The sequence below is a fragment of the Photorhabdus kleinii genome, from assembly GCF_025384885.1.
GTDB classification, from domain to species: Bacteria; Pseudomonadota; Gammaproteobacteria; order Enterobacterales; family Enterobacteriaceae; genus Photorhabdus; species Photorhabdus kayaii.
Map to the genome: position 1 here is coordinate 131,130 of NZ_JAJAFY010000003.1, position 15,140 is coordinate 146,269.

Annotated in this window: 3 protein-coding genes; all 3 read right to left on the minus strand. The window is 44.0% G+C overall.

Going from position 1 to position 15,140, the window contains the following annotated elements; all coding sequences use genetic code 11:
• Positions 1-10: 10 nt before the first annotated feature.
• Genes LG003_RS03690 through LG003_RS03700 form a run of 3 tightly spaced genes read right to left on the minus strand, consistent with a single transcriptional unit; the run spans position 11 to position 15,140 of the window.
• Positions 11-1,888, minus strand: coding sequence for a thioesterase domain-containing protein (locus tag LG003_RS03690; RefSeq protein ID WP_262980174.1), 1,878 nt, complete (start codon positions 1,886-1,888; stop codon positions 11-13).
• Positions 1,885-11,742 carry a non-ribosomal peptide synthetase gene (locus tag LG003_RS03695; RefSeq protein WP_262980175.1) on the minus strand — a complete coding sequence of 3,286 codons (9,858 nt, stop codon included), beginning with the start codon at positions 11,740-11,742 and terminating at the stop codon, positions 1,885-1,887. Before LG003_RS03695 ends, LG003_RS03690 begins: the two co-directional genes overlap by 4 nt.
• The gene (locus LG003_RS03700; protein WP_262980200.1) at positions 11,739-15,140 is read right to left on the minus strand and encodes a non-ribosomal peptide synthetase; all 3,402 of its coding nucleotides are present in this window, start codon (positions 15,138-15,140) and stop codon (positions 11,739-11,741) included. The genes LG003_RS03695 and LG003_RS03700 overlap by 4 nt, the downstream gene beginning before the upstream one ends.

Genomic DNA, 15,140 nt, shown 5'->3' on the forward strand with positions numbered 1-15,140 from the left:
TTGCCAGACTTTAACAACCTTCACTTTGCCATAAAGTGATATTCCACCCCCCCATAAAACCCTGGGCAATTTTTTTTGGCGTTAACCAAAGACAGTGCTGATAAATCGCATTATCACCATTAATTTGCAAAATAAAAACCTTATAGCCTTTGTCATAAATATCTGTTTTCAATCGCTGTAAAATTTTCTTAAGCTGATCATTAGAAAAACTATCATAGTTATAAATAACCACATGATTTTCATTGAACTGATAGTCATTTACATCACCCTGTATTACTTCAATATTCTTTTTTTTCTTTATAACATTAACATTTTGCTGTGCAATTAATGCTAGCGATTCAATAATCTCTACTCCGGTAATCTTACTAAAATTGTAATTGGATGCACATACAATAGTTCGCCCTTTCCCACACCCTAAGTCGATAAATTGAAAGTCATGATACTCGATCGGCAGAGATATTAATGCCTTATGAATCACACTGTAATGAGCAGGCATAAAGTAAGTGCCATCGTAAGAATTGATATGACATTTATCGTCAAAAGCAATTCCATCAGTTTGAACACCTAAATATTGGTCTTGGCTATCTTGTTGATCAATCCAGTTAAAAATTTCATCAGGTTTCGTGATGCCAAAAATAATCCATAATAAGTGATATAGCTCTTCTCCTTGTTGTACCTGAATTTTATGATCTAATATCGCCTTAGCGATAGCGATTGCGGGTTCCTCGCTGGTTACGCACGCCATTAATAAATCCGCACTGATTTCAATCTCACTATAAAAATCATATTGTTCATACATTGCATCATCAGCGTTGAAATCAATATGTACACGGCCATCCGCTATTTCAATAAACCAACATCCGACCTGTGATATCCTCACTCGGTGATAATGATTGATGTCATTTACAGGCCGATAAATATCGGCCCGATATTGCACAATGTCGAGCAACTCCTGATAGGTTAAATTCGATTTTTTGAATGAAGGCTCTGGCCGGTAACGTTGTCGCAATATAGCCTCAGCCAGAGATTCAACAGAACCCGGTTTTAATACTGAATAATGATCACCACTTACCATGCCACAAATAATCGGTTGTGTGACATAATCTTGTAAGGATGCAATAATTTTCTCTTTTTCTGCCCGTAATTGTATGGAGCTTTCGCAATAAATGAATGTCATCTTGCCCTTTAACTTGGCTGATGGCACATAATTGCAAGTCATCATTGAGTAGCTTTTATAAACTTCAATAAAGCTTTCCAGGGCTTCACCTTCAATGCCTTGAGCTAACTCGGCAGTCACTTCATCGATCTCCTCGCGGGTATAAGGCTGTTGCTCATAGGCGATCAGAAAACTATCAATCGCTATCAAGTCAACCATTTTCCCTTTACTTTCCAACAATAAAGCGATCTCGAAAGCAATACATGCCCCCACACAATCACCCACCAATCGATAATGCTGTTGTGGATAAGCTTGCAAAAGTAATGCCACATAACGTTCAGCCAATGTTTTGACTGTCACTGTTTTCCCTTCCAAGAATAGGGAAGTTGCGTCAAATACCTTGAGGCAGAAATCGTTTTTTATTTCTCGGGCTAAATCAATAAAAGATGATACTGGAGCAGCTGCGCCAGGAACCAAAAATAATGGCGTTCGGTCAGCGCCCAATGACACCAATTTAATGGCGTCATTGGGCACTAAAAAAGCAATAATTTCAGCTTTATTGGCAATCACTAAGTTTTTTAGTTCAGGGGTAAAAACGCAACCTGACATGACTTTAAAACCTAATTTGCCGTGCTCAACAAATAGCTGCACTCCCGCAGCCGAAGTTTGCCGAATAATATCAACGATTCGTATTATTCCACCTGATTTATCCGCGTCTATTTTTATCATCATAACCAGCCTTCTTCTGCCACAGCGTTATGTCCCTGATTGGCTTGTTCAACCTGTTGCAACTGCTTACGCTCAATTATCAGTGCGAGCATGGCTAGATCACCGGCCGTCATGATATCGGCAACGCTTACCGCTACAGCGAAAGTCTGTTGTATCTGATGCAAAAATCTCAACAAGGTTAAGGAGTTCCCTCCCAACTCGATAAAAGACGCGGTTAACTTCACCATGCTTAACGGTAATTTCAGTGCATCGGCACACAGTTGTACCAATTGTTTTTCAATTTCAGTTTCTGCAACACGCTCTAACCCACTCTTAATACAAGGTTTTGGCTCAGGTAAGGCAGCAAAATTCACTTTACCATTAGCCGTGGTTGGTATAGCGGCTATCACGGCATATAGGGTTGGCACCATATATTCTGGTAATCGTGTTTTCAGTTGTTCTCTTATCAAGGGGATGACAACATCCGTTTCGGCACCCTCTGGCATCACTAGCCAAGCACATAGCTGTTTTTCGCCGGTTGCATCGACAGTCACTCGCACAATACTTGTCGCCACGTCATCAATCGCTGACAGTGCTGACTCTATTTCGCGGGTTTCGATACGAAAACCTCTGATCTTGACCTGATTATCAAGACGACCGACATAAACCAGTTCACCCTCGTTATTCCAATAAACACGATCACCGGTTTTATATAAGCGTACTGTTTGTTCCGGCAAAATAGCCATTTCAATAAACTGTGCCGCATTTTGCTCTGGGTTATTCACATAACCTAAGCTTAAAGCATCACCCGCAATATAGAGTTCACCTATAACATCTGGCGGTGCCAATCCACCCTGAGAATCCAAAACATAGGTCTGACAATGCGCCAAAGGACGTCCTATCGGCACCACTGAGTTTGTTGAGGTATCGAGTTGTGTAACATCGATGGCGGTTGCCACAATGGTTGTTTCTGTCGGCCCATACGTGTTGAATAAACGGATCCTTCCGTCTGTTTTTTGTTGCCATAGCGCCAATAACTCCATTCGCATTGCTTCACCACCCACGATGCATATCTTCAAATGCTCAACCAGTTGTTCAACATCGTCGGCAGTTAACTGATACGTCCACTCATGCCATAAGGCTGTGGGTACTGAAATCAGTGTGACTTTTTGTGCATCAATGATCTGACATAACTGTTTAACGCTATACGCTGTTTTATGGCTATCCAGAACCAGACGACCACCGGAAAATACCGATAACATTAATTCTTCGATAAAAATATCAAAACCAATGTTGGCAATTTGCAATACACAGGCAGAATTTGTCGGATAACAGCGTTGAACCGCCTCATAATAGCTCAGTAAATTGTGATGACTGATCTTAATGCCCTTAGGCGTACCCGTTGAACCCGAGGTATACATGATGTAAGCAACACGCTCTTGCGCTGATAATGCCACGTTTTGTGTCACAACCGCAGTATCAACCGATTCAATCTCATCAACCATAACAATACGCTGTTTATCAACAGGCAAAGTGTGGCTTTCAGAACGTTGTGAAACAATAAGCTGAATATCAGCATCATTAATAATATGGGCAATGCGTTCTGTTGGATAATCGGTTGCCAATGGCACAAACGTTGCGTTCGCCTTCAAAATAGCCAAGACACTAATCACCACCTCAGGACTACTTGATAAATAAATACCCACCGTATCATTTACCCCGATACCCCGCGCAGCAAGGAGTGCCGCCAGCTTGTCAGCCGCTAACGCCAACTGAGCATAATTCATGCTTCCCCAAGGCCCTGACAAGGCCACTTCATCAGGTATCTGATGCACAACTCGGGCAAATAATTGCGTCAGAGATGGGCAATCATTAGCAATAGATGACGGATTATGGGCTAATTGTTGCAAGTGTTGGATTTGACCTGATGCCAGATAATCCGCATGCCCCAAGCGATGATGTTGTGAAACTAATATCGATTTTATTGCCGTTTCATAATAGGCTAATATTTGACCTGCCTGATGTGCTCCAAACACCGATTGTGTCAACGCTAATTGCAGAACCAGAAAACTATTAGCTGAACTATGATGGCAAACAAAATCATAACCATAGTCAACTCGTTCATATTCATGATCATAAGCCTGCTCAGGCTCAACATCTTGCGTTGTCTGTAACTCATCAGACACATGAAAATCGACATAGTTAAACAAAGCGCCAGAGTAATCACACTTGAATTCCTCTTGCATCATAGCAACCGGATAATGCCGATAAGGCCAGCTTGCAGCGCTATATTCGGTTAATTGCTGAATCAACGACGCCCAGGTTTGTTGATGAATATCGGCATTAACCGGCGGCGTATTTAAGAATAATCCAAGACAAGATTCAGCGCCTTCTACTTCAAGTCTCCCGTGGCTTACCACCGAACTGGTTATGGAATCAGTGCCATTGACTTTCGCCAATACATAAACATGTACCGCCAACAGCAATGTGCGCAACGGCACTTTTAAACGCGTCGCAAGTTGTTGCAAATCGTCATGTAAATAAGATAGCTCAAGACGAGTAGAATAATGTTGTGTTGACCCTTTTCCTGTCCAGTCAGGCAATACCGCAGCGTTGGCTATGTTCTGCCAATAGGCTTTGTGTTCAGGATCATCAATAGCAGCCAGTTCTTCAGCAATGTATTCACCGTAATGCGGTAAGTCAGCTCTTGGTGGAATAGAACCGCCAGACAACACCGATAAATAGTTCTCCATAAACTCAACTTTTAGGTTGGCAACACTCCAACCATCAAGAATGGCGTGTTGATGGGACAAAACCAGAGCAAATGTATTATTAGCATCAATAAATACATTAACTCGCCACATTAATTCATTTTCAACGAAAAAGTTGCTATTTTCCTGTTCCAAACAGTGATCTAATTGATGCTCAAATTCCTGCACGGAAAGGTAGCGACAATCATTAAGCGTAACCGGCAAAGCAATCGTTTTATGAATATATTGCAATGCTCTTCCTAATTCGAAGTTGTATGTCGCACGCAATAACTCATGGCGCTGTACTATGGCATTAAATGCCTGACGAAACGCTTGTTCACTCCATACAGCATTAATCGAGTAATGTTCTACAATGTGGTAACTTTCATCTTTTAGCTGATGATAAATAGACCCCATTTGCAAACTCGACAATGAATATGCATCATCCAATGCGGATGGCTCCTTTAATGCCGCCCGTTCGTCATCTGTGAGTAATGAAAAAGCGTGATAAGCATCTTTAGAAGAGACATTTTTGTTGTTTAAATCAGGTAACTGCTGCGTTATTTCATGAATACTTTGATAGGCCAAAATATCTTTTACATTGAGTGCCAACCCCGCCTGTTTAGCCATTGCAACAACACGCACAATTAATATTGAGTCACCACCCAAAGCAAAGAAATTATCGTAACGGCTCACTTTCTCCTGCTTCAAAACAACTGCAAAAATAGACGCTAATGTTCTTTCAACGTCATTTTGTGGCGCAACATATTCAGTACTGGTAAAAGCACTGGCTTCTGGTGCAGGTAGTTTTTCTTTATCCACTTTTCCGGTAATACTCACCGGGAAAGCATCCAGACACACAAATGCACTGGGGATCATGTAATGAGGTAATTGATGCCGTAGCTGTTCTCTGATCTGTTCAATCAATAACGGTTGTGGCGTTTGCAGATAAGCAATAATTTGTTTATTACCCTGCTCAATTTCCCGCACCACGGCAATAGCATTCTGCACATCAGGCAATGCACGAAGCTTGGCATCAATTTCAGCCAGTTCAATACGAAATCCACGCAGTTTTATTTGATCATCATTACGCCCTAAAAACTCCAACGTTCCATCAGATTTTAATCTAGCTTGATCACCTGTGTGATAAATGTAACCACAACGACCAGAAAGGTTGTCTTTAACAAATTTTTGTTGCGTTAATTCGCTATTGCGGTTGTAACCTCTTGCCAAACCAGGGCCGCCTACCGCAATTTCACCCACCACTCCCACAGGCACAGGTTCGCCATAAGCATCAAGGATATAAATGTGGGTGTTGGCAAACGGCGTACCAATGGGAACATAGGCATCATCAGGCAAAGAGAGATGGGTCACATCACCGTAACTGGCATCAATCACTGATTCTGTTTGTCCATAAATATTGAAACAACGGGCATCGGTATGCATCAGTTTTTGCAAACGGTTCAAATCACGACCATACCAAGCTTCGGAACCCACTAATATATGGCGCAGTGAATTCAATCGGACCCTGTTTTGTTCAGCATAATCGAGTAAATTTCTCAGAATGACCGGCACAAAGTCACCAAACGTCACTTGTTGTTGTTCGATAAGCTGATACAAAGCCTCTGTGGTAATTAAATCTGACTTGCGGCAAATCACCAAGCGACCACCGGTGGTCAGACTTTTAACGATGTCTCCCAGAAAAATATCCACAGCCAAACCCGCCATTTGTAATACGGTTGGCGGCTTCTGGAATAAACCAAATACCGCATCCCAACCATACAAACGCGCAATCATCGCCGTGTGCTCAACCATCACACCCTTGGGATGACCCGTTGTTCCTGAGGTGTAAGTCATGTAAGCCAAATTGGTCGCGGTTGAATGACTCTGCGTCGCCGCAATATTGGTCTCAATCCGTGACTGGTTTAATATTTCATCCAATCTCCAGACGTTGTACGCCGAAGCCACCTCAGTAGGCAAACGCTGAATATCATCAATCACAACTAATGGCGCACCGCTATCTTGAAGAATGTATTCAATCCGCTGCAATGGCTGATCAGCATCAAATGGCACATAGGCTAAACCCGCCTTCAAGATGCCAAGTACGGTAATCACCGAGGCCGCAGTTCGCTCCATACAAACCGCAATAAAGGAATCCGAGGTATAACCTTTGCCCAACAAAAAGTGAGCGACCTGATTCGCTTGAGCATTCACTTGCCGGTAAGTGAGATGAAGCTCGCCGTCAATAACCGCTATTTGTTCTGGACTCCGTTCCATTTGTTCTTCAAACAATTGATGAATGCACTTATCAGCCGGATAAGGCTGCCAATTGTCATTAATATCGACCAACAGATATTGTCTTTCCTGCTCAGTTAACACCGGCAGTTTAGTCAAAGGAGCCGTTTGATATTGCTCACTCACTAATGCAGACAATAAAGTCAGGAACCGTTGGCTGAATCGGGTTATTGTCGACCGTTCGAATAGCTCACAGTTGTATTCAAAACTAAAATCAAGAGTGTCCTCACTTTCACTGGCATCTAAGGTCAAATCGAACTGAGCCGTGACATGTTCGCTATCAAGGTACTCAAATTCGACGTCGCTCAATTGCAATACCTTGGATTCATTGGTATCCATCGAGAATACAATTTGGAATAGCGGCGAATAACTTGTACTCCGCTCCGGCTGCATTTTTTCAACCAACAATTCAAACGGCAGTAACTGATACGCTTGAGCATCAATATTAACCTGGCGAATATGTGACAAATATTCAGCAAAAGTGAGATCGGCTTGGTATTGGGTGCGCAGCACTAGCATATTGACGAAAAAGCCGATAAGCGGCTCAACTTCCGCCTGCAAACGATTCGCAACCGGCGTCCCGATGACAATATCCTTGCTTTGTCCATGACGGGCAAGTAACAGGGTAAATGCAGCATGCAATACCACAAACAAGCTCGTATTATGTTGACCGGCAAGCGATTTAAGCCCAATCAAAAGAGACTTATCAGCACTAAATTCAAATAGCCCACCACGGCTGCCAAGTTGTAATGGACGCGGGTAATCCAGCGGTAAGTCATGTACCGGAGGCAATTCATGAAGCTGAGTTAGCCAGTAGTTAAGCTCCGTTTGTAACGTTTCACCCTGTAGTTGTTGCCGTTGCCAGACAGCATAATCTTTATATTGAATGGGTAGCGATGGCAAAGCCGGTTGCTGACTGCCCTCAAGCAGTTGGCTGTATATGTCGACAAATTCATCAGCAAGCACTTTGATTGACCAACCATCTGATGCAATATGGTGCATGTTGAAGACCATAACACATTGATCTTCGGCTATCTTCAGATAGGCCGCTCGCAGCATGACATCGTTAGCTAAATCAAATGCCTGCTCCGCGTGCTGCTGAATAAATTCTTGCACCTGCTGCTGACAACTTTTTTCTCTAAGGCTTTGATAGTCAATCCGGTCGATCTTCACGGTTACCTTATCCAACACTTCCTGCCATGCACCGGCGGTATCATGCCGATAGACAGTTCGCAGCACCTGATGGCGTTGGACAATCATGTTTATCGCACGTTCAGCGATAGCGAGATTGAAATCCCCTTTGACGGTTAATGCCAGCGGCATATTATATTGAGGCGTTTGCCCATCTAACTGATCAATAAACCAAAGCCGTTGTTGAGCAAACGACAATGGAAGCCGCGCCATTTCAACTCTCGCCATTTCAACTCGTGCCATTTCAACTCGTGCCATTTCAACTACAGGCGTAATTGGCGCTAGCGCTGCATTGCCGCTAGTGACTGTCTGTTGTTCTGCGATCAATTGTGCAAATTCAGCCAAGGTTTGGCTTTCGAAGACTGCACGAACAGAGATCTGTACGGCTAAGGTTTTCTGGATTTCCGATACCAACTTAATCGCCAACAGGGAATGTCCCCCTAGCTTGAAAAAGTTATCGGTACGACTCACTTTAGGATGGCCTAACAACTGCTGCCACATACCAGCCAGTTGTTCTTCCAGTTCCCCCTGCGGGAAACAGTAGTTTTCTGGTAATGACTCTTGTGTCTCTACACTCAGTAACGCTTTGTAGTCAACTTTACCGTTTACCGTCATTGGAATGCTGGTTAGCGAAATAAAGGCATTAGGGACCATATATTCCGGCAAGGTTTGGCTGATTTGTTCCTTCAACGCCACTGGCTCCAACGGCGCATCAGCAACGTAATATGCAACCAGTTGTTTATTGCCGTTAAGCTCATCAACCGTAACAACTGCCTGCCTTACCCCATCAATCGTAATAAGTTGATTCTCAATCTCACCTGGCTCAATACGGAAACCTCGAATTTTTATCTGACTATCCTTGCGCCCAATATATTCAATCTCACCATGAACATTAAACCTCACTAGATCGCCGGTTCGGTAAAGCCGCTCAACCTCACCGTCGAAAAAAGCAACCTGAATAAAACTTTTCTGCTGCTCCTCAGGTCTGTTTAAGTAACCGCGGGAAACGCCTTTACCGCCAACAACTAATTCACCAATGACGCCTTGTGGCACCAAATTCAAACGCTCATCAACAATATAGGCTTTAACATGACCACATACCTTGCCAATGGGAACCGATTGCTCAATCTGCAACGCAGATTCAATCAAGTAGTAACTCGCCAAGACTGTTGTTTCGGTCGGCCCATAGGTATTCATCACCGGAGGACGGTTTGCTGATGCGAACCAATGTCTGACAATTTCAGCATTAATTGCTTCACCGCCAACGATAACCAACCGTAGTGTGTCAGTCACCAAAGCGTCGCCACTACTCACCTGATGCCAAAAGGCGGTGGGTAAGCTCATTACAGTGATGTTGTGCTGACTACACTGTTGCCAAAATAGGTCAGCGCTGTCGAGCCAATCATCGTTCCTCAATACCAGAGTGGCCCCTGCACTTAGGGTGACAAAACACTCTTCAATGGAAATATCAAATGCAAATGAGGAGAACTGTAATATATTGTCGTCAGGTTTAACGGCATACATTGCCAATGCTGCCGCAACAAAATGGCTCAACTGCGTATGCTCTACCATGACCCCTTTAGGTTTGCCCGTCGATCCGGAGGTATACATGACGTAGGCAAGTTGATTCAAACTATGGTTGACATCTGGATTATCCGATGCAGCCCCTGAAAACTGTTCCATTTCCGCGGTTAACCGCTCAACAATGACATTCAGTTCAGCAAACTTGTCTGCATATGTGTTGTTGGTCAACACGACCGCCGGCCGGCAATCCGCAATAATGTGATTAATTCGGGATTGAGGGTTGTCAACGTCAATGGGGGTGTAAGCGGCACCTGCTTTCAGTACAGCCAATATACTGACAATCATCTCAGGAGAACGCGGTAAACATAACGCGACAATATTGCCCGGCCCAACCCCCTTTTCGATTAGGTGATGCGCCAATCGGTTAGCCCGCTGGTTTAACTCGCGATATGTCAGGGTTTGCTTTTCTCCTGCAACCTGCCATACCAAAGCAGTAGCATCAGATTTTTGTGCTGCCTGACGTTCAAACCGGCATTGCACAGATTCTGTCGTTGTTGCGATAGAAGACGGTATCGCCAATTGTTGACCTAAACGGCGCTTCTCGTCTTCATCTAACAACGCTAAAGAGTCTAATGTTTTATAAGGATTTTCGGCGATATCAATCAACAAGACTTCAAATGATTTGAGTAACCTTGCAATCGTGTGTTCATGGAATAGGCTACTGTTGTATACCACTTCAAACAGAATCGTGTCACTGTCATCAATCGCATCGAGTTCCAAATCAAATTTAGAGAATGATTCACCCGAAGATACCGGCGTAAACACTACGTCATCCAGTCGCGATTCACTGGCCTCAGTCGTATCCATTGTGAACATGAACTGGAATATAGGTGAATAAGCGATGTTCCGACTCACCGCCAATTTCTCCACGAGAACATCAAACGGCAAATCCTGATTCATTTGTGCTTCAATGTTGACTTGCTTTACATGCTGCATAAACTGCATGAAATCAACTTTGCCCTGATATTCGGTTCTCAGCACCAGCGTATTGACAAACAACCCAATCAGTGGCTGCAACTCTTTTTGTTTACGGTTGGTGGCCGGCGTACCAATGACAATATCCGTTTGCTGGCTATAGCGAGCAATAAATACTGAGAATGCAGCGTGCAATAACATAAACAGGGTCGCACCGGCATTGCCTGCATGCTTACGCAACATTGCCGAAGATTGCCGATCCAATCGGAATCGCACCTTAACACCATAGTTGGTCTGTTTTACCGGCCGCTGAAAATCTAATGGAAATTGGTGAACTTGCGGTATATCCGCTAATTTTTGTTGCCAATAATCAAGTTGCGCATCAAACACCCCATCAGCAATCCATGACTGCTGAGTATAAGCATAATCTGCATATTGTACGGGCAATACCGACAAGGATTCCGGCAGATTTTGCTTAATCGCTTGATAATGAGCGACAAATTCTTCCATCAATAGAGAGAAAGATAATCCGTCTCCCGCAATATGGTGCAAATTGATGATAAGGAATTGCCGTTGAATATCAGTGGTAAAAAAGTCGATCCGGACCATTAGATCTTTCTGTAAGTCAAACTGAGCAGAAACATACTGATAAAGTATCGCTTTCATCTCGGCAGGTTCACATGTCAAATGCCGAACATTGATTTTTGCCTTAACATCTGACTGAATCTCTTGCCATACTTCGCCCTGTTCTTCTCGGTAAACTGAGCGCAACACTTCATGGCGTTCGACAATTCGTTGCATGACTTTTTCAGCAATCGTTAAATCGAACGCGCCACTCACTTCCAACACCGTCGCCATATTGTAATGTTCGCTGCTGCCAAAGAGCTGGTCGATGAACCACAAGCGTTGTTGTGCAAAAGAAAGAGGTAATCGAGTCAGCCCTCTGTCGACACTCTTGATCGGTAATGGATTTAATTGTTGCCCTTGCAGATACGCAATAATTTCTACCTTATGCGCTCTCAACTCAGTCAGCATATCTTGCGATACCGCGCCTTTAGGCGCGTTTAACTTAAGCGAATCAGATTCAAGGTATACCATAATGTCTTGCTGTTTTAAGTCAGCTAAAAATGCGGCGATATTCACAGTTCAACGACCTCCCTTTCTTCCCCACTCTGTTTCTGCTGTTCGGCAAGCTGCTGCTCAACATACTGTGCTAAAGCAAACAGCGTGTCATAGACGTAAAAATCCTTCACGGACAGTTCGATCTTCAATTCTTCGCTGATGGCACTGCCGAGTTTGACAAATTGCAGTGAGTGAATACCGAGCTGTACAAACCGGGTCCCAATATTGATTGGTGTCAACCCAAGCTCCCGATGGAACAATCTAGCTAACTGCTTTTCAGTTGCCGTTTCTGGTGATGTAAAAGGCTCCTTAGCGATATTTTCCATGCTTGGCGCAGGCAGGGCTTTACGATCAACTTTGCCATTCTCAGTCAATGGCATTTCCGGCAATAACACATAGAAGCTAGGCCACATAAACTCCGGCAAGATGCGCTCGACTTTATCGCGCTGTGCGCGTATGTCGAGCATCGACGGAGCCACCAAATAAGCCACCAAGGATTGCCGCAGCTTGTCATCCTGTCTCACACAAACCACAGCATCCGCTACATCAAAATTAGCGCGGATACAGTTCTCAATTTCACCCAATTCGAGACGAAAACCGCGCAATTTCACTTGAAAATCATTTCGGCCAATGTAAGCAATTTCGCCTGATGGCAACACTTTCACTAAATCACCGGTGCGATATAGCCGTTCGCGGTTACCTTTAGAGTCCACATGATCAATAAAACGTTCAGCCGTCAGTTCTGGACGGTTCAAATACCCTTTTGCTAGTCCGACACCACCAACATGCAGTTCTCCAACTACACCAACCGGACATTGGGAGCGATCTTTTGCCAACACATAAAGTGACACATGGGGAGCGGGACGACCAATTGTGACTGGCTCAGTCGCCTTTTCAAAGAGTTTCAACGAAGACCATACCGTGGTTTCCGTTGGCCCATATTCGTTGACAAGCGTTGCCTGAGGCTGATATTGGAAATGTTTTGTCTTTACGTTGTCCGACAAATTTTCACCGGCGCAAATCACCTTACGTAGTGAATGTCCTGCAAGGTAATCAAGAATGGCATCGTAGAAACTGGGAATAAAAAGAGCGTGGCTAATTTGTTGACTGTCTATAATCTTCGCCACATGCGATGCATCTTTCGCATCCTGAGGGGCCATTAAATACAACGTTGCGCCGCTGCCAAGCCCCCAATATATAGCCGGAACCGATGAATCGAAAGCAAATGATGAAACCAGTAAAAATTTCTCCGGCACTATCGAGTATGAATTAAACCTCCCAACAGTGGATGCGCTCAACGCCCCATGCTGGATCATCACCCCTTTAGGATTACCCGTCGAACCCGAGGTATAAATGACATAGGCGAGGGACTCCGCTGTCACACTTGAAGTCAACAACGGTTCAGTACGGGACTGGGCGGCAATTTCAGTATCATCAAGCAAGATAGTGCAAACGCGACCCGTTGGTAAATCGACCTTATCGATACTCTTGTTATCGACGATAACCAAACCAACATTGCTGTCAGCCAAGATAAAATTTAACCGCGCCACAGAATAAGTGGGGTCCAATGGCAAATAAGCACACCCTGCTTTCAATATCGCTAGCATGCTGACAACAAAGTCAATGCCAGGCGCCATCAAAATCGCAACCAACGGGTTGTTGTCGGCGCCTTTAGTCAATAATAATTGGGCGATCTGATTAGCCCTTGCATCAAGTTCAGCAAAACTGAGGCTTTGATCCTGATAGCAAATTGCCACTCGCTCAGGATACTCAGCCACCCGCTGTTGAATAAGCCGATGCACAAAAGGTTGCTCCTCAGGCAGTTGCCAAGCTGATTGATGAGATTTGTCCAACACAGCTTGTTCCTGCTCACTGACGATCGCCAATTGATTAATTGGCCTATCACCATTGAGCGCAATGTGCGCTAACAACAACTGCATATTTTCGGCAAAACGGGCGATTGTGTCTGGATTAAAGAGCCCTTGATTAAACTCAAAAATCAGCGACAGTTCGTCCTTATCTTCTGCTGCGGTTAAGGTCAAATCAAACTGCGTTTGTCCCCTTTGCTCCATAACCTCTTCAAATTCAACATCAGCAAGTTCTAGCTGTTGAGATTCATAATTTTGCATTGAGAAAAGCACTTGGAATAAGGGAGTAAACGCAGTGCTTTGTTCAGCTAACAACTTCTCAACCAATAATTCGAATGGAATGGCTTGATTGCTCTGTGCATCAAGGTGCACCTGCCTTGCACTCTTCAACAACTCATTGAATGTCAGCGTCGATGTACAATCCAAACGCAATACGAGCGTATTGAGGAAACAGCCAATTAGCGACTCCAGCTTCTGTACCGGTCGACTTGTAATAGGTGTCCCAATAACCACATCCGGGTTATCACTGTAGCGAGCCAGCATCACCGCAAAAGCGGTATGCAACAGCATGAATAACGTGGCATTTGAATCCACAGCTAATCGCTTAAGTTTACTCACCGTCTCCATGGGTATCTTTTGCGTGTGCATTGCGCTACGCATATCCAATTTTTGAGGGCGAGCATAATCCAACGGCAATTCATGAACCAATGGCAAGTTGGCTAGCTGTTGTTGCCAATATTGCAACTGCTCGTCAAACATTTGCTGAGTTTCAGCTTGATTCTGCCAGTAGGCATAGTCCGAGTATTGCAGTTCAAGCTCAGTCAACAAAGCAGGTTTACCATGAACAACTTGCTGATAAAGAAGGGTAAATTCATCAACTAATATCGCCAAAGACCAACCATCAGCAGCAATATGGTGCAAATCAAAAAACAATACGCCGGCCAACGGTTTATCAGATGTATCTGATTTTAGATCAGATGCCAGATAAGCCACTCTTAGCGGCAAATCCCTACTTAAATCAAATAATCTCTGTTTCTGCCCCTCCAGCCAATCCTCTATGTGTTGCTGTTGGTCAACATCATCGGCAAGGGTGTCTTTGTCTATCTGGAAAACATAGTCGCCCAACACGACTTGTTCGAGCATGCCCTGCGATTCCTGATAAACAGTTCGTAAAATTTCATGTCGCTTAAGAATGGCATCCATCGCCTGGCTTGCGGCTTCCAAGGAAAATTGACCATATAAATTGAACGCGGTTGAAATCTTATACTGACGTTCAACAGTAGAAACCTGTTCAACCAGCCAAAAACGGCGCTGTGCAAAGGATAACGGTGCCTTGGTAAGGCGCCGACGTTGTAATAACGAAAACTTCTGTTGCCCCCCTACTTCTGCATGAGAGAGAAAATCAATAATTGCTTGTTTGTTTTGTTTAATAAATTTTCCCTGTTCAGGTGTGATGGCACCCGGAGCAGACTGAGATTTTAGCGTCCCATTTTCAACAAAAAGACGAACTTCCTGCTCGGACAATCTATCAATAAAGCCTTTTAGGTTCAT

Coding starts and splice junctions, on each gene's coding strand:
- LG003_RS03690 (WP_262980174.1), bottom strand. CDS start 1,888: ATGATGATAAAAATAGACGCGGATAAATCAGGTGGAATAATACGAATC.
- LG003_RS03700 (WP_262980200.1), bottom strand. CDS start 15,140: ATGAACCTAAAAGGCTTTATTGATAGATTGTCCGAGCAGGAAGTTCGT.